The 18,960-nt window shown below is 47.3% G+C and carries 11 protein-coding genes; 6 read left to right on the top strand and 5 right to left on the bottom strand.

Annotated elements, in window-relative coordinates; genetic code table 11:
• Positions 1–49 precede the first annotated feature (49 nt).
• Positions 50–1,282, top strand: coding sequence for an MFS transporter (locus tag WH46_RS08525; protein WP_046226407.1), 1,233 nt, complete (start codon positions 50–52; stop codon positions 1,280–1,282).
• Positions 1,283–1,612: 330 nt separating this feature from the next.
• The gene (gene pelA, locus WH46_RS08520; protein ID WP_017815067.1) at positions 1,613–2,575 is read left to right on the top strand and encodes a pectate lyase; all 963 of its coding nucleotides are present in this window, start codon (positions 1,613–1,615) and stop codon (positions 2,573–2,575) included.
• Positions 2,576–2,900: 325 nt separating this feature from the next.
• Here pelA and WH46_RS08515 read toward each other — a convergent pair whose 3' ends face one another.
• A complete protein-coding gene (locus WH46_RS08515) occupies positions 2,901–3,722 on the bottom strand; it encodes a M15 family metallopeptidase (protein WP_046226406.1) in 822 nt (273 codons plus the stop codon).
• Between the two features lie 249 nt (positions 3,723–3,971).
• Here WH46_RS08515 and WH46_RS08510 point away from each other — a divergent pair, with 249 nt between their 5' ends.
• Both WH46_RS08510 and WH46_RS08505 read left to right on the top strand, forming a co-directional pair.
• On the top strand, positions 3,972–5,105 hold the full coding sequence (locus WH46_RS08510) for an NAD(P)/FAD-dependent oxidoreductase (protein ID WP_046226405.1): 1,134 nt from the start codon (positions 3,972–3,974) through the stop codon (positions 5,103–5,105).
• A 266-nt stretch (positions 5,106–5,371) separates the two neighbouring features.
• Entirely contained in the window at positions 5,372–12,313 is a 6,942-nt protein-coding gene (locus tag WH46_RS08505; protein ID WP_046226404.1) for a non-ribosomal peptide synthetase, read from the top strand.
• A 117-nt stretch (positions 12,314–12,430) separates the two neighbouring features.
• On the opposite strand, the gene WH46_RS08500 is transcribed toward WH46_RS08505, so the two are convergent.
• A complete protein-coding gene (locus tag WH46_RS08500) occupies positions 12,431–12,895 on the bottom strand; it encodes a hypothetical protein (RefSeq protein WP_046226403.1) in 465 nt (154 codons plus the stop codon).
• Positions 12,896–13,241: 346 nt separating this feature from the next.
• Here WH46_RS08500 and WH46_RS08495 point away from each other — a divergent pair, with 346 nt between their 5' ends.
• Positions 13,242–13,925, top strand: coding sequence for an SOS response-associated peptidase (locus WH46_RS08495; RefSeq protein WP_046226402.1), 684 nt, complete (start codon positions 13,242–13,244; stop codon positions 13,923–13,925).
• A gap of 392 nt (positions 13,926–14,317) precedes the next feature.
• Here WH46_RS08495 and WH46_RS08490 read toward each other — a convergent pair whose 3' ends face one another.
• The 3 genes from WH46_RS08490 to WH46_RS08480 form a co-directional block, all read right to left on the bottom strand.
• Positions 14,318–15,343 carry a bifunctional inositol 2-dehydrogenase/D-chiro-inositol 1-dehydrogenase gene (locus tag WH46_RS08490; RefSeq protein WP_046226401.1) on the bottom strand — a complete coding sequence of 342 codons (1,026 nt, stop codon included), beginning with the start codon at positions 15,341–15,343 and terminating at the stop codon, positions 14,318–14,320.
• Positions 15,344–15,400: 57 nt separating this feature from the next.
• Complete coding sequence (locus tag WH46_RS08485; RefSeq protein ID WP_046226400.1) at positions 15,401–16,369, bottom strand: sugar phosphate isomerase/epimerase family protein; 969 nt, start codon at positions 16,367–16,369, stop codon at positions 15,401–15,403.
• Between the two features lie 204 nt (positions 16,370–16,573).
• Positions 16,574–17,395: a helix-turn-helix transcriptional regulator gene (locus tag WH46_RS08480; protein WP_052714165.1), complete on the bottom strand. Its 822-nt coding sequence runs from the start codon at positions 17,393–17,395 to the stop codon at positions 16,574–16,576.
• Between the two features lie 292 nt (positions 17,396–17,687).
• Between WH46_RS08480 and WH46_RS08475 the strand changes: the two genes are divergently transcribed.
• Positions 17,688–18,950 (top strand): FAD-binding protein, encoded by a 1,263-nt coding sequence (locus tag WH46_RS08475; protein WP_082208350.1) that lies wholly within the window; start codon positions 17,688–17,690, stop codon positions 18,948–18,950.
• Positions 18,951–18,960: the final 10 nt, after the last annotated feature.

Here is an 18,960-nt window from a genome sequence, read left to right as displayed (position 1 = left end):
GATAGATGCTGAATCAGCAGATATTCCAAAGATGGAGGTTATTGCACCTATGGCTACACTGTTTCTGATTGTCATCTATTTATCCTTTATCAGCCTGGGAATTCCCGATTCCATGCTGGGAGCAGCCTGGCCGGTCATGCATCTGGATATTCGGGCGCCCTTTGGAGCAGCCGGTACATTATCGCTTATCGCATCGGTAGGTACTATCCTGTCCAGTCTGGCCAGTGGTACCCTGCTGAACAAGCTGGGCACCGGACTGGTCACCCTGATCAGCTGCTGCCTGACTGCCGGAGCGCTGCTCGGTTTTGCTTTTGTTCCGTCGCTGACCTGGCTGGCAGTACTCGCGATTCCGCTCGGAATTGGTGCCGGTGCGGTCGATTCCGGGTTGAATCATTATGTAGCCTCCAACTATAAAGCCCATCATATGAGCTGGCTGCACTGCTTTTGGGGTGTAGGAGCCACTACAGGACCCATTATTATGGCCTACTATATGGGGACGGAAAGCTCATGGAGAGGCGGTTATCAGGCCGTAGCCATTATACAGATGGTGCTTGTTGTTATCCTGCTGTTCACACTGCCGCTCTGGAAAAAAGTAGCCTCGATTCAGCAGGAAGCCAAGCAGCGTGAGAAGCAAACTCAATCTACTTCCGAGTTACATACAACAGATTCAACATCGGATAACGATCCTTCGTCCGATGCGCCTGCCACCAAAATGAATTTATTGCGAATCCCTGGCGTTAATTTTACACTGCTGACATTTCTGTTCTACTGCGGGGCAGAGGCAACAGTAGGGTTATGGGGAGCCAGCTTCTTTGTTGGAGCGCGGGGAGTGACTCCCGAAATGGCTGCAGGCTGGGTGTCGTTGTATTTTGCCGGTATTACACTGGGACGACTAATCACAGGCTTCCTGACACTGCGTATGAGCAACCGCAAGCTAATCCTGATTGGGCAGCTGACTGCCGTTGCAGGTGGAATTCTGCTGCTTATGCCGCTACCGCCGGTTCTATTAATGAGCGGTCTGATTCTGATTGGTATCGGATTTGCCCCAATCTTCCCCGGACTGCTGCATGAGACACCTGCCCGTTTTGGAGAAAAGAATGCTGCCCGGCTAATGGGTTATCAGCTGGCTATGGCGTATGTAGGTATTACTATTTTGCCGCCTTTATTCGGATTGATTGCTGCTTATGTACATGTAGGATGGTTCCCTTTCGTTGTTCTCGCTTACATTCTGCTCATGCTGCTATTTGCAGAACGCGTGAATCAGAAATTAAGACATGCCTAGCATTTAATCCTATCTATAAGCAAATAGGTATTATAATTTGATATACAAATTGTGTTTTCGGATTGTCATTTTCTCGCTTACTTAACCTCCAGCTCCTATCCATGAAGCTGGAGGTTTTTTATGTAAGAATTCCTGATTATTATATATGTAATTACACAAAAAGAGAATCGAAATCATTGACACAAAAATGCATAATATGTAAAATTACCACATGTTTGATTGCGTTTACATAATAATGCATTGTATTTAACCATTTGGAAAATACAATGCAGAATGGCGAAATCAGACATATATTCTGTAATACAATCCATTTGATGAGGAGAAATGATTATGCAAAAAAACAAACTCTGGCTGCTGCTTCAAATTGTAAGTCTGGCAGCGATTATGGCACTTGTACTGCCAACCTTCTCTACGGTTCATGCTGCTGATGGTGACGGTACCACAGCCAGCATATCGGACATTCTGAAAAATCAGCAGGCGGATGGCGGCTGGAAAAAATACTATGACGAAAACAGCGGAGACTGGGCCAAGTCAACAATCGACAATAAGGCTACATATACGGAAATTCGCCGACTGGCTGCCGAATACACCAAAACCCGCAATAGCCAGTACTCGGCTGCAGCTATCAAAGGTATCAACTTCCTCTTGACTATGCAGTATGCCAACGGCGGCTGGCCGCAGGTATACAAAGCTTCCGGCTATCATCAGCACATCACATATAACGACAATGCAATGGTCAGTGTAATGACGCTGCTGGATGAAGTAGCCAACAAAAAAGGCGATTTTTCCTTTATCGACAATACCCTGGCTGGCAAAAGCAAGCAGGCTGTAGACAAAGGTATCGACTGCATCCTGAAAACACAGGTTGTATCAGGCGGTAAACTGACTGCATGGGGACAACAACATGACTCTGTTACGCTGAAACCGGCAGGCGCTCGTATCTATGAAGTACCTTCTCTGAGTGCAAGCGAAAGTTCGGGTATCGTAGCCTTCCTGAAAACAAGACCTGCTACTTCCCAGATCACAGCATCGATCAAAGCAGCGGAAGACTGGTTCAAAGCAGTCAAAATTACCGGCATCCGCGTTGTAAAAACAAGCTCTGATGTAACGGTAGTTAGCGATCCAAGTGTAACTACACCGATCTGGGCACGCTTTTACGAACTGAACACCAACAAACCAATCTTTGTTGGTCGTGATGGTGTAGTGAAATATCAGCTTAAGGATATTGATCAGGAGAGACGTACTGGTTATGCATGGTATGGCAACTGGCCTTCCAAGCTGGGAATTAATTAATTTGATTCCATTGCATTCGGTTATGTATGGTCGGCTATCCTGAGCAGTACTATACTGTATGGCTCTATATACGATCAGGCTATTCCAGACAAAGATATGACTATAATAATAAAGACCTTCTTTCCTTGGCGGAAGAAGGTCTTTATTATTATAGTCGGCACGGAATATATCCATATTTGATCCATAATAGAGTTTATTATTCTGCATCGTTGGTATCCATGATCATTTGTAAATTGCCCTTCGTTGCCGGAAGGTTGTATCTTCTTGCATTCAGGTATAGGCTACACGCCCACAGCCAGAATATGCAGACAACATCAGGTTGCAATCAGGAAGAGGAGGTTTGTTGTTGCTGTTTATATTCTTCCAGCGTCAGCTGCTTGCTCGTGATTTCACCTGCTATTGTTTTACCAACATAGCGCAGATGCCATGGCTCGTAGGTGTAGCCGGTAATACTTTCCTTGCCTTTGGGATAACGGATAATGAATCCATAGGAAGAGGCATGTTGAGCAAGCCATTTGGCTTCCTTGGTTCCGGCAAAACAGCCGGTGGCTGCGCAGCGGCCGTTCGATCCGCTTACATCGATAGCAAGTCCGGTCTCGTGTTCACTGGTACCTGGATACGCACTGTAGGTACGAGCTTTGGCTTCACCATCCCGGCGTACATATGCTTCAAAGATCGCTTTCTGTCGAGCATGGGAACGATAAGCAGAGACGCCGGCCAGCGGCACATGGTCCTGATCAGCTGCAGCAAACATTTGCTTCAGCGCAGCGGCTGCTTCTTTGCGCATTTTGCGCTTTTCAATCTTCTCTTTAAATGTAAATCGTACATCGGCATATACCAGATCTGCTGGCGTATACTTTTCCGGCAGTTTATTCTGCTTGTTAACCAGTACATCAATTGCTTCCGGCTGAGTAACCGTCTTCATCGCTGTACTGGTACTAGCTGTCGGACGGAGCGAGACGGGCGAAGCGGAAGTGTTGACTGTATTAGTGGACTCTCTCGGTGTTTTAGCGAGAGGAGCTGTGGCGGTATGTACCGGAGTGGAAACTGGGCTATATGGCTGCTGTGCGTTCGTACTATTGCTGCAGGCAGACAACAGGCAGATCGTACTGATCGCTGCCATCACAATTCCTTTTTTGTTTATCATCTGTTATTCTCCTTTTCCAAAAGTATCTCGTCTGGATACGGCGCGGATGATAGCCGTATTGCAGTGTGGGCAATAATCCTATCCTCTACATAAACTATATTCATTATGCCAGGTCATCGTATCTATATCGTATCGAACTTGTTGCTATCTTGTAAATGTTTCCCGGGAATTCGGCATGGACTTCATTGCTACTCATGCTAAGATAGTATAGCGTGTAACTATAGAGAAGACAGGAAAGGAAATACAGCAATGAAGAAAGTAATTGTAATCGGTGCAGGAATTCTGGGCGCTTCGACAGCGTATCAGCTCGCCCGGTCCGGAGCAGAGGTGCTTTTGATCGATCGGCAGGATCAGGGGCAAGCTACCGATGCGGCAGCCGGCATTATCTGCCCGTGGCTGTCCCAGCGTCGCAATCAGGCCTGGTATCGTCTTGCAAGAGGCGGAGCACAGTTCTATCCACAGCTGATTCAAGAGCTCGAAAATGAGGGAGAGACCGATACCGGGTATGCGCAGGTAGGCGCACTCAGTATTCATACCGATACCGGTAAAATCGGCAAAATGGAAGAACGGGCGCGCTTGCGCAGAGATAATGCGCCGGAGATCGGGGAGATCACTATACTCGATGAAGAGCAGACCCGTCAGCAGTTCCCGCTACTACAGGAAGGTTATCAGGCTGTACATATCAGCGGCGCAGCTCGTATCGATGGACGTGCTTTGCGGGATGCGCTGATTCGGTCAGCCGTGCGAAATGGAGCTGCATTTATTCAAGGAGACGCAGTCTTGCAATGGGAAGCGGATCGTATTACTGGAGTTCAGGTTGGAACGGATAGGTATGCGGCAGATGAAGTTGCTGTCTGTGCGGGAGCCTGGGCCCATTCGCTGCTGCGACCACTGGGTATTGATTTCAAAGTTAGCTTCCAAAAAGCACAGATTATGCATCTACAGACGACGAATCAGTCCGATACCGGCAGCTGGCCGGTTGTAATTCCGCCTACGGATCATTATCTGCTGGCTTTTGATGATCAGAAGATCGTGATCGGAGCTACTCATGAGAATGATGTAGAAGGATATGACACCCGAATTACAGCTGGGGGCATGCAGGAGGTACTCAACAAAGGCCTGGAGCTGGCACCGGGACTGATGGACAGTACTTTTCAGGAAGTACGGGTAGGATTCCGTCCATTCACACCAGGATTTCTGCCTGTGATCGGCAGGATACCTGGCTGGAAAGGTCTGCTGGCGGCCAATGGGCTCGGAGCATCCGGTCTGACGGCAGGGCCATATCTGGGCAGTCAGCTTGCCAAGCTGGCGCTGGAGATGGACCTGGATATTACAATCGAGGATTATGATATCAGCCAAGCTATCGAACAGATTTCGCTCTAGAATATTTTTGGTTTTTCAAAAGAGTTCTGAAAGATATGTAGATGATTACGTTCTCCCTTTAGAAAGTTCAAATCAAGAAGCAGCTGCTCCGGTGGCTGCTTTTTTTCATATTCTCATCTCTAATCATGTGTGCTTAGCACGTTATTCTTTTCCATTGTATACTGGTAAAGATGCTGTATTGGTAATAAAAAGAATTTTAAGAAATACAAGGAAATAAATATTATCCATACCATCCAATCAAGTACAGGCGAAGGGAGCTCTATATAATGACGAGCAGACACAACCATGCGGAAAATGAGAACGAGTCCCGGCAGTTCTGGCAAGAATATTTGAGAGGGATTACAGAAGCTTCTATTCTGCCGCAGCGCTTCACCAGTATAGAGCAAAATCGGGATACCTATGCCTCCATTCCCGAGCAGTATGAGCAGGTAGTCTACTTATTTGGTCAGGATCTCACTGCTTCCCTGATGGAATACGCCAGCAGCAGCGAAATCGCGCTGACTACACTGCTGCAGACGATCTGGGGCATTGTACTGCAGAAATACAATAACAGCGAAGAGGCTGTATTGGGCATGCTATTTTCCGGTAGCAATCAGGAACAGGGCCCATTAGCTGTACCGGAGCGTCGTATTCTTCCACTTCGCATAAAGACTTCCCGTACCACAACTTTCCACGAATTGTGCCGGGAAGTCCAGCAATCCTGGGCATTGATAGTCAACCAGCCATTATATAACCCGATAGAACTTCAGGAGATTGCGGATATTTCTCATCCGCTGATTAATCATGTGCTTGTATTTGAGCATGACACGCTAGATACTGCTTATTCGGCAGACATCAAGAACGAGATAGCATCATCTTCATCATCTACAAGAAGCCATACTGATAAATCTTACTTTGTGGATTCAGGTTCAGAAGAGGATCATCTTCACTACAGCATCCATATCCGTCTGGATCGGGCCCTGCATATCTCTTTTTCATACAATCCTGCCGTATATGATCGTGATCGTATACAGGCGGTCTGTCAGCACATCTCCCAGATTGCCGAGGCAGTTATGAAGCATCCCTATCTGCCTGTGCATACTTTCTCCATGCTGACTGCAGCAGAGCAGTATCAACTTATGCATACATTCCGTGGACAAACTATAGACCTGCCTGCAGACAAGACAGTACATGAACTTTTCGAGGAATGTGTTCAGCTGCAGCCGGATGCTGTAGCGATTGTCTGTAACGGACAATCCTTTACCTACAGGCAATTGAATGCCAGAGCGAATCAATTGGCACGTGTTCTGCGCAGGAGAGGAGCGGGACCGGAGCAGATTATTGGCATTATGGCCCATCATTCACTGGAGATGTTCATTGGTGTACTGGGCATTATCAAGTCCGGTGCTGCGTATCTGCCTATAGACCCTTCGTATCCAGTACAGCGAGTATCTTATATGCTGGAAGACAGCCGTACGACGCAGCTACTGATTCAGCCGGGTCTGGCTCTTCCCGAGTCTTATACAGGAACGAACATCCTGCTTGACCCTTCGGTATGGGAAAAGGAACAAGACCATAACATCGAGCCGCTGCATGAAGATCACCATCTGGCATATGTCATTTATACATCCGGTTCCACGGGACAGCCCAAAGGGGTAATGATCGAGCATCAGGCACTTGTGAATCTGTGCAGCTGGCATAATCAGGCTTTTCAGACGTCTCCGGCGGATCGCAGTACCAAGCTGGCAGGCTTTGGGTTTGATGCCTCGGTATGGGAGACATTTCCGCCTCTGCTGGCTGGTATGACGGTACATATTATCGACGAGAGAATACGCGGTGATATTTACGCACTGCAATCGTATTTTGCAGAGCATGATATTACGATTGCTTTTCTGCCTACCCAGCTGGCTGTTCAATTTATGGAGCTGGATCATCCTGGTCTGCGTCTGCTGCTGATTGGAGGAGAGCGCATCCAGCAGTTCAAGTCGCAGTCGTATCAAGTGATTAACAATTATGGACCTACCGAGAATACGGTGGTAACGACCAGTGGTTGGCTGGATGCAGATTCTCCTGTACTTACGATTGGCAGACCGGTCAGCAATCATCAGGTATTGATCCTGGATCATGCCGGACAGATGCAGCCTGTTGGTGTAACAGGAGAGCTATGTGTATCTGGAAGCGGGCTGGCACGTGGATATTTGCATCGTCCGGAGTTGACGGCAGAGCAATTCACCCGTCATCCCTTGTTCCCCGAAGAGCAAATCTATCATACCGGAGATTTGGCATGCTGGCTGCCGGATGGGCAGATTGAATATAAAGGTAGAAAAGATGAACAGGTCAAAATCCGTGGTTATCGTATTGAACCCGGTGAAATCGATGTTGAGCTAATGCAGTATCCAGCTATTCGTGAATCGCTCACTATTGCCAAGCAGGATCAAGAAGGATATGCCTATCTCTGCGCATACATCGTCTCCGATAGAGCATGGACAACGACCGAACTGCGTGAACATATCCTTCGTGCATTACCGGAGTATATGATTCCTGCCTATTTTATACAGATCGATCAGCTGCCGCTAACTGCCAATGGAAAAGTAAACAAATCGGCGCTGCCCGATCCGCCAGCCTATTCGTCCGCTTCTTTCGCACCTCCGGTAACCGATAACGAGATTGCACTTGCTGCCCTCTTCGAACAGATACTGGGTGTTCGGCAAATCGGCATTCACGATCACTTTTTTGAACGAGGGGGTCACTCTCTCAAAGCGATGACACTGGTATCCAGAATTCACAGGGAAATGAATATTGATATTCCGCTGAATGAAATCTTTTTAAGACCGACTGTACACGAGCTTGCCGATTTTATGGACCAAGCCGAATACAATCTATTCCGCAGTATCCCGCGGGCGCCAGAGCAGACCTGTTACCCGGTCTCATCCGCGCAGCGGCGTATGTATATGGTTCAGCATATTCAGGATACAGCGACTACAGCTTATAATATCCCACTCCTTTTCGAAATGAAGGGATACTTGGACCCCGCAAGACTTAATAGCGCATGGCAAAGATTGATCGCTCGGCATGAGAGTCTGCGGACTTCTTTTCATATGATTGACGGGCAGCTGATGCAGCATATTCATGAGGATATATCGTGGGAAATGGAGATTCATGAGACTGCAGCAGCTGAACAGCAGATGATGTTGCCGTCTTTTATCCGTCCATTTGAGTTATCCCAGGCTCCGCTGATCCGCGCAGGTCTATTCCGCTTCGGACAGGATCATCATCTGCTCCTGCTGGATATGCATCATATTATCTCGGATGGGGTATCCACAAGCATCCTGTTTGAGGACTTGCTGAAGCTGTACCAGGGGGAAGTGTTGCCTGAACTCGCGCTTCAGTACAAGGACTACGCTGTCTGGCAGCAATCGGAGATGGGCAGGTTGAAGTGGGAAGAACACAAGCAGTACTGGATGCAGCAGTTGAACGGAGAACTACCAGTTATGGAGCTACCCACTGATTATCCGCGTCCTGCTGTTCAGGATTATAGTGGTGAACTATGGAAATTCCATATAGATAAAGAGCTGCATAGCCAGATGCAGCAGCTCTGTCTGAATCAGGGAGTCACTCTGCATATGCTGATGCTCGCTGTATTCCAGCTGATGCTATCCAAATATACCAATCAGCAGGATATCATCACCGGTGCTCCGATCGCCGGCCGTTCTCATGCGGATGTACAGTCCATCCCGGGAATGTTCGTCAATATGCTGGCATTGCGGACACGCCCTGCACCGGAACTGGTATTTACCGATTATCTGGCACAGTGCAGGGAGACGATCCTGGAGGCATATACCCATTCGGATTATCCCTTTGAAGAACTGGTAGAACAGCTTGGAATTCAGCGCGATGTAAGTCGGCATCCGCTGTTTGATGTACTGTTTACCGTGCAGAATTTTACCAAACCGGAGTTTCGTCTGCCGGGTCTGGATATCCTTTCTGTCGAGCCGGACTGGAATCCATCCAAGTTCGCGATGAACTGGACCGTACTGGAAGGGGAGATGCTGGAGATTACTGTAGAGTATAGTACCAGCCTGTTCCAATCGTCTACGATTGTACGGATGGCGGAACATTATACCGAGCTGCTGAGACAGATTGTAGCTCATCCGCAGCAAAGTCATGCCGAACTCCATATGCTGGGTCCTGACGAGTATGAGCAGCTGACAATCACATTCAACCAGACAGCTGCCCAGTATCCAAAAGAGCAATGTATTCAAGAGCTGTTCGAGCAGCAGTGCAGACTTTATCCGGATCGTCCAGCAGTCATCATGGGAGAGCGGCAGCTGACATATGCTCAACTGAACCAGCAAGCCAATCAGCTTGCCCATACGCTGATCCGCCGCGGCGCAGGATACCATCCAGGCAAGAATCAGATCATCGGTCTGCTCGCTGAACGTTCACCGGAGATGATTATTGCTATTCTGGCTATTCTCAAAGCAGGTGCTGCATATCTGCCGATCGATCCGACGCATCCGGCAGAGCGCATCCTGCGTATGCTGTCTGACAGTGAAGCATCTTATGTAATTTCACAGCATCGTGAGCTGTGGACGGATTCCGATCGCTATGATGGTGAGGTATTGTATCTATCGGATCAGCCGGGTCAGGCAGAACCGGTATATTCTCCGCCTATCATGATACAACCGGAGCAATTGGCATATGTTATGTATACCTCGGGTTCGACCGGACAACCCAAAGGAGTTATGGTTACGCACCGGAATATTGTAAAAACCGTGATCAACAATGGTTTCCTGGATATTACACCACAGGATCGGGTTTTGCAGCTGTCCAATTATGCTTTTGACGGTTCTACATTTGATCTGTATGGAACTCTTCTCCATGGTGCAGCACTGGTACTGGTCACCCGTGAACAGTTGCTTCATCCGGTATCCCTGATCGATTACATGCGCAGCCAGCAGATTTCGGTAGCCCTAATGACCGTTGCGCTGTTCAATACCCTTGTAGAAGTGAACCTGAATGGTCTAACCGGTCTGCGCAAGCTGCTATTTGGAGGCGAGCAGGCTTCACGTGCCCATGTGGATAAAGCGATCCGTACACTGGGAGAGGATGTGTTGATTAACGTCTATGGACCTACAGAAACGACTGTAGGTGCAGCAGTATGGCCGGTGAATCAGATGCTGCTGGATCAGGGACAGCTGCCGATCGGTCGACCGATCCATAATACATCCCTGTATATCCTGAATACATTCGGGCAGCCACAGCCGGTCGGTATTACCGGCGAACTCTGGATCGGTGGGGAAGGCGTATCGTTGGGATATCTGCGACGTCCGGAACTTACAGCAGAGCGATTTATCGATAACCCATGGATACCCGGGACGCGCATGTACCGCTCAGGGGATCTGGCCCGCTGGCTCCCGGATGGCAATGTGGATTATCAGGGACGAATGGATGAGCAGGTCAAGATCCGTGGCAACCGGATTGAGCTGGGCGAGATTGAAGCAGCACTGTTGGAACATCCGTCTATTCAGGGGACCGTCGTTATCGCTCTTCAAAAAGATCATGCTTATTCCAGTCTTTGTGCTTATATTGTAGCCAACGAAGAATGGACGATCAGTAAACTGCGGTCTCATCTGGGGGTACGCATACCGGATTATATGATTCCTTCCCGTTTCATCGCGCTCGACCAGATACCACTTACATCCAATGGTAAAGTAGACAAACGGGCACTGCCTGTCCCTCATACAGATGGGGATCGGGAGATGATTGCTCCGCATACAATTACCGAAACAAGCCTGATCCAGTTGGTAGCGGAAGTGATGGAGATGCAACCGGAACAGATCAGTATGAATGATAATTTATTTGATATTGGCGGTCATTCGCTCAGCATTCTGAAAATGATTGGCAAATCCCATACGATCGGCTGGAAGCTGGAAATGAAGGACTTCTATATTTACCGTTCCTTTGCCGAATTAGCCTACAAAATAGATGCCGGAGAGTTGGATTCCAGGGACGAAGAAGTCTCAAAACCAGTGTTCACCCCGGGTAACCCTGTACCGATTCCCGATGTACCTATTCAGGACAGAATGGTTCCACCGGAATCGATTTTGCTGCTGGGAGCAACCGGCTTCCTCGGTATTCATATTCTGCATGAACTGCTGGCTACAACCACAGCTCGGATTATCTGTCTGATTCGTGCTGAAGATGAACAGCAGGCGCGGGATCGATTGAACCGGAAGCTGCAATTTTACTGGTCATCCCGATATGATAACAGCAAGCTGGCTCAGTGGATGAATCGGGTAGAGGTTCGTCATGGAGATATGACCGAGTATCAATGGGGATTAAGCAGTAAGGAAATGCAGTCGCTGGGCGAATCGATAGACGCAGTGATCCATACGGCAGCGCTAGTGAAGCATTATGGATTCTACGAAGAGTTCGAACGTGTGAATGTGCAGGGAACTCGTTATGCAGCTGAGTTTTGCCAGCAGTTTCATTTGCCGCTTCATTATGTATCTACACTCAGTGTATCTGGATCCTATGCGCCGGAGAGCAGCGAGAACCTGGTATTTACAGAAAGGGATCTGTATATCGGTCAGGACTATCAGTCCAACGTATATCTGCGCAGTAAATTTGAAGCGGAAGCGCTGCTAATAGAGGAGATGCACTTCGGACTTGACGTATCTATTTACCGGGTAGGCAATCTGACCGGTCGTTATGCAGATGGTCAGTTTCAGGAGAACATACAGGACAATATGTTCTATCTTTCGCTCAAAGCACTGGCTCTTATGGAAGGAGCCGAACCGGCTGTTATGCAGGAACTGGTCGATCTGACGCCGGTAGATATCTGTGCGGCAGCCATTGTCCGGCTGATCCATACTCCAGGCGTACAGGAAAGAGTATTTCATTTGCATAATCCGCATTATGTGAGCTATGGGGAGATTTGTACGTCCTGGACACCCTATGGATTCAAGCCAAAGACTATGAGCTCGGAAGAAATGAAGATCCAGCGGCAAAAGCTGCAGTCTACCGATGAGATGCTGGTGGGGATTGTAACGACTTTGTTTGAATCGGATGAGCCGGTAAATATTCGTATTGATGTAGAGCGTACGCTGGCCGTGCTGAAAAGGATCGGCTTTACCTATCCCGTACCGGATAGAGAGTATATTAGCAAATTAATGGCTTATGCTGTACAGAGTGGATTCATGTATTCGGAATCTTCGATTTACTAAGCTGGACGTTTAATTATCCAATGCACCTGTAATGTAATAAGCCCCAAACAATCCTGAAAAATATACAGGGTCGTTTGGGGCTTGTTTGGTAGAATTACTTGCAGACGCTTGGGATCATTATGCCCAGCGGTCAAACCAGTAAATATCGGTAATAATCTCTTGATCCATTGGGACGCCATAGGTCTCATGCAGCCATTGCAGACTATTCATCTTGTCTTTGACTACCTTTGCTTCTTCGGGAGTCAATTCCTTATCAATAACCTTGATGATAATATGGTCACTCCAGAAGTCATAAAAAATGACCCGTGCACCAATAGCTTCTTGAAGCGCCTGATAAAACCGTCCCCGCGGCTCACTTCCTCCTGCCATGATCGTATCCATAAAATCAATAGAGAACCGAACGCTGTGATAATTCTCAACCCCTTGATAACTCGAAGACTGCACGGCTGCAGCCTCATAGCTACTTGGAACGGCAGAAGAGACAGAGCTAGACTTCTCGACCTCAGCAGCGTATACGGATGATGAACTTGCTGTCACAGCAAGAAGGGACGCGGACAGCATAAAGGTAGACCATTTGAACATAAAAAAACCTCCCATATCAGTTATGATCGTGCGGTAATACGTGAACAGCAGAAGTAATGTACATTTTGAGTATCCACATCCCACATTCATAAGTATGTATGTAAAAGGTTCCTGATGCAGGATAATATAGTGGAACACAACTAGAGTATATACCAGTTTACAACTCATTAATATCCTTATTTGTAAAAATATACTACATATTATAAAGTACGACTATTTTATGTTTTTCAGTCTCTTATTTACAGGCATACATGAGATACATTTGATCCTATACGGCAGGCAGTGGTTGATTCAATAGCAGGAGAGGGTATTCATTTTTATACCATTTCTTAAGGAGGTCATTTTGATGTGCGGACGATTTACATTGCTGTCAGATCTCGATCAGATTCAGCAAGCTTTTCATATTACCAGCGTTCAATACGATCTACAGGCACGAACCAATATTGCTCCCGGGCAAGATATTGCTGTTCTGCATCAGGACAATGAAAAGCGCAGCCTGGAGGGTTTCCGCTGGGGTCTGATTCCTTCCTGGGCCAAAGAAGCCAAGATCGGCTACAAAATGATCAATGCCCGTGCAGAAACACTGAGCACCAAGGCTTCCTTTCGCTCACTGATTGCAAGACACCGGGTAGCTATTATAGCGGATGGATACTATGAGTGGAAAAAAGAAGGCAAAGAAAAGCAGCCGTACCGTTTTCAGCTGCAATCCAAGGAACCTTTTGCTTTTGCCAGATTGTATGACGAATGGGAATCTCCGGAGGATGGGGAACGAATCCGCAGCTGTACGATTATTACGACAGAGCCCAATACGATGGCTGCCGAGGTACATAACCGGATGCCGGTCATTTTAACCGCCAAGGCGCTGGATACCTGGCTCGACCCGGAGATGACAGACAAAGACCATCTGCAAAAGCTTTTGGTCGCGTATCCGGATAAGGAGATGATAAAATATCCGGTTTCCAAATCCGTCGGCAATGTGGCCAATCATAATGCAGAGTTGATCGAGGAAATACCCTTGAATTCCAAATAACTCCGTATAGTCGTTAGAATAAGATCTATCCAAAGGATAGATCTTATTCACAAAGGAGTACCATGGAAAATATATACTCAAAGATGCAAAAAATCCTGCTATACGTTCAAATTACAATTTTCACTCTCGATGCGGCTGTTTTGTATTTATTATTGGGAGGGGATCATATTATCTGGCTGCGGGAGACCTATTATCTCCCGCTGATTGGAGCCAATATCATTTTATTTTTTATATTATTGCAAAAGAAAAATTCAACCAAACGCAGAAGGCTGATTTTATTCATTATCATCAGTTTTATTTTGTTTATGCAGTGTTCAGCCTACTGGATTCTATACGCCATAACTTCATTATTCATACCGTCAATTGCTGATCATATGTTTTATGTTAAATGGTTAGGCAAACATCCGGTTTCGATTATAAAACGCCGGTTTTTCCCGAAGATGAATAGGCTCAATCAAACCTGAATACTTGGCTTTAACGCAGGCATCGGCTGTTACTGCGGCAACGTAACCATCCCACGCCGTCGGACCGTACACTTCGTTCTGCAAAGAAGCATCAATCCATTCCTGCAATTCCACATCGTATGCATCAGCAAAACGATCTTTCCAATCGGTTAATATTTCCGTAGATAGCCGGGCATCGCTGCGCATCTGTACGCTGGAAGGTTCAGGAAGATGGGCGATTCCTTTCTCTCCGACAATCTGGCACTGAATATCATACCCATACTGACAGTTTACGAAAATCTCTGTATCGATCCGGATGCCCTTGCGCGTCTCCAGCAGTACGATAATCGGATCCTGAAGTCCTTTTGCTGCCAAGCGGGTAGAACGGGGCTGAATAACCTGAGCAGAGATATAATCATCATCCAACAACCAACGCAGTACGTCTATTTCATGCACATGGGAGTCGGTAATAGCCATATCTCCTGTGCAACCCGGTGCAGATGGTGCCCGATGTGCAGCATGGACAAGCAGAGTCTCTCCAATACGACCCTCATCGAGCACCTGCTTTAACTGACGGTAACTGCGATCATAGCGCCGCATATATCCTACTTGAACCAGCGGTCTGCCGTATGCCATTTCTGCATCCATGATTCGCATGCATCCTTCAGCAGTTACTGCCAGGGGCTTCTCGCAAAAAACCGGCTTGCCTGCAGCAATAGAGGCAAGTACAAATTCTTCATGGGTAGGTCCCCAGGAAGCCACGAGTATCGCATCGACATCCGGTGATGCGATAAGCTGATATCCATCAGCAAATATACGTGCGGGCTCATTCAGCTGACTTGCAGTACGCTGTGCTTGTTCCAGATTAACATCTGTCACCGCAACAATATGGCCCCGATGTAAGTTGTTGGAGATTCTATGAATATGATCTTGTCCTATGGCACCTGTTCCTATAACGCCAATGCGCAATGTCACTATAATCACTCCTTCATAAACAGAATTAAAGACAGCATGTTTCGTGTGGCGCCCAGATCATCCAGTAACAGCAACTTTCGAACGCGAAAATGTTCTCGGCAGTGCGTCCTGCAGCAGCTGGATCGATTTCTGCACACCGGTTAGTGGATCCATCGTCAGATCTTCCATCTCCACAACGATAGGTCCTGTATAACCACTCATCTTGATCACTGTGAAAAATTCTTTCCACCATCCAAGCTCATGACCATAGCCAAGCGCCACATAATTCCAGGATCGGGAAGCAAAATGATCCATCGGTTTGATATCGATCAATCCTTGGGCATTACTGATTCCTCGTTCAATGCGAACATCCTTGGCATGGACATGATAAATGGAGTCACCCAATTCCCGGGCTGCTGCAATCGGGTCACCTCCCATCCAAAACAGATGGCTCGGATCCAGATTCATACCAATCATGGGTCCAACTTCATGACGCAGCTTCAGCAGGGTCTCGGCATTATATACCAGGTTATAGCCCAGGTTCTCAATAGCAATACGTTTTACCCCATAGGATTCTGCTGTCTTCACTGCTTCTGTCCAGTAGGGAAGAGCCACTTCATTCCACTGCCAATTCAGACTTGCAAAATGCGGTGGCAAAATGGGATGCGTAATCCAGTTGGGAAGTTGATCATCCGGTCCTCCTGCCGGGCAGCCAGACATCATGACAACCGTCTCTACGCCCAGCAGCCCTGCCAGTTGAAAAGTTTTGTCTACAACCTCTCGGTGTGCTGCACCGATGCCGGTAGGATCCAACGTATTACCGGAGCAGTTTAGCGCAGCAATATCCAACCCTCTGGACCGGATAGCATCCCAAAACTGTCTGCGACTTTGTTCGCTTTTCAATAATTCATCCAGATCCAGATGAGGGGCAGTGGACCAGTTCCCGCAGCCAAGCTCAAGTGTCTCGATTCCCATGGCGGCACAGGTATCCAGCATTTCTTCAAAGGGCAGATATCCCAGGATATCTGTGACCAATCCGGTTTTCATCATGTTAATCTCCTCCAGACTATTCTTTCAGGTCTATTCTTGATGATAGCGTTTTCCTATATGTTCAGATTTCTATACCAACCAGGGTGGTAATGCTTGTAATTTTAAGACAACAATAAACCTCTGTCATTGGCATATAAGGACAGAGGTTTATCATTTGAAGACATTTGTATAGGAAATAGATGGAAATCAGATAAAAGAAAACTACCTAATCGAATTGTTGTGATCCTGAAAGGAAAGCGATGTCTGATCTGTATACAGAGTGCGGAAAAGTCCGGGAGCTGTGCGATATTTGAGCGTGAATACCCGCGTGAAGTACTGCACGGATGAGAAACCTGTCATTTGCGCAATCGTTTTGATCGGGTGTCCGGTTGTTTTTAAGAGTGTGGCGGCCATCTGTAATCTCTCATTCTGCACATAATCAGAATAGCTGCCACCCCATTGTTGGGTGAAGATTCTCGACAGATGTCTGCTTGATATGTGCAGATAGGCAGCTGTATCTATAAGGCGGAGAGGGAGAGAGAGATTATCTTTGATAAACCGTTGCGCCTGACTGAAAAGAGCCACAGCAGATTTACTCGGTACTGGTGGATGGACAGAATATTCTTCAGGTACAAAAACATTCAGCATAGATAGCAATAAAGCGCAGGCCAGATCATGCAAAATACGCTGCGACAGGGTACCTGCTGTACAAGCTGCTTGCAGAAGCAGAGAATCCCACAGTCGTATAATCATGCTATCCGGGTCAAGTGTAATTACTACAGGCTCACAGATGGCAGCGCGGGCCATAAGCATATTCCACTGTTCAACAGAATGATCTTTGTTCAGCTCAAAGCCGACATAAAGCAGAAATAGACCGTTCTGGCTGCTAATCCGGTGCCTCTGCTTGGGTCTTGAAATAAACAGGGAACCGGTCTTGAGTTCGAATATGCGGTTATCTTCTATATAGAATCCGGTTCCGGAAACCACATAACAAATCTCAAAAAAAGAATGACTATGCAGCGGAATATCATAATGTTTGGGCATAGCACCCAATAATGAATAGAAAAGGTGGCTCCATCCGTGGATAAAGAGTCGGCGTAACGGTTTAGATTGGTTTTACCCAGTGTATACATGTCCAGCTCCATCATATATGTCCTTTCCTGTTTTCATAATTACCGATATTGTTCTACCGATCGTTTTCTTTTTTGATTATTCTAACACTGGATGGGATGATTGAATATTCATTCTACATATTCTGGATTTATAGACAGGAAGTTTGCTATATTAGAGGAATCAACATGGCAACCTCATATTGGGGAATAAGGGAGGATTTATAGTGAGTTATCAAAACTGGGCCGGTAACTATACATACGGTGCTACTGAAATGATCTATCCTGAAAGTATCGACCAGCTGCAGCAATTGATCCAAAATCATAAAAAGATCAAAGTACTGGGCAGCGGTCATACGTTCAACTCGGTTACCGATACAGACGGTGTATTCGTATCGCTACGCCATTGGAACCGCATGCTGGAATTGAACGAAGAACGCAGTACGGTAACAGTAGAGGCCGGTGCTACCTATGGAGATCTTTGTGCACAGCTTAGTGAAACCGGTTACGCGCTGCATAATTTGGCATCTTTGCCGCATATCACTATTGCAGGCGCTGTAGCGACATCGACCCATGGATCGGGTAGCAGCAATGTCAGTCTGGCAGCGGCTGTCGAAGCGATTGAACTGATTGACGCAAACGGTCAGCTGCATACGTTTAACCGGGGGGACGAGGAGTTTGCTGGTGTCGTTATCCATCTGGGCGCTCTTGGCATCATTACCAAGCTCACGCTGAAGGTAGTGCCTACTTATAAGGTAAGGCAGTTTGTATATGAGAATCTGCCGGTATCCGAGCTTCAGCATAATGGCGAAAAGATCTTTGCAAGCGCCTACAGCGTCAGTTTGTTCACCGATTGGCAGCAGCTGAGCTTTCACCAGGTATGGACCAAAAGCAGAGAGGAAGACGGACCAAGTTACGAAGGACGTGCCGACTTTTATGGGGCAGCACCTGCGACGGTCCCCTTGCATCCGCTCCCGGATATGCATGCCGAGAACTGTACCGAGCAGCTGGGCAAGCCGGGAATGTGGCATGAACGGCTTGCTCATTTCAAAATGGAGTTTACACCAAGTGCCGGCAAGGAGCTGCAGAGCGAGTATTTGATGGCTCGTGAGCATATGTATGAAGCAAGCCTGGCTGTGCATGAACTGAGAGAGCATCTGGCACCGGTATTATTTGTGAGTGAAGTACGTACAATCGCTGCAGATGATCTATGGATGAGTCCGTTTTACAATCAGCCATCGGTCGCGTTTCACTTTACCTGGAAAGACGATTGGGAGGGTGTGGAACGTGTACTGCCACTGCTTGAAAAGGCACTCGCACCATTTCATGCGCGTCCGCACTGGGGCAAGCTGTTCACCGTTCCGGCAGCGACATTGCAGCAGCAGTTTGATCAGCTACCGGCATTTCAGGAATTGATTCACAAGTATGATCCTACCGGGAAATTCAGCAATGCTTATCTGGATACGTATATTCGGAGCCATACAGATTGATTCAACCTTT

The organism is Paenibacillus dauci (genome assembly GCF_000971985.1).
In the GTDB taxonomy this organism is placed as follows: domain Bacteria; phylum Bacillota; class Bacilli; order Paenibacillales; family Paenibacillaceae; genus Saccharibacillus; species Saccharibacillus dauci.
The sequence above is the reverse complement of the archived record's forward strand: the minus strand, read 5'-3'. Positions and strand labels throughout refer to the sequence as shown.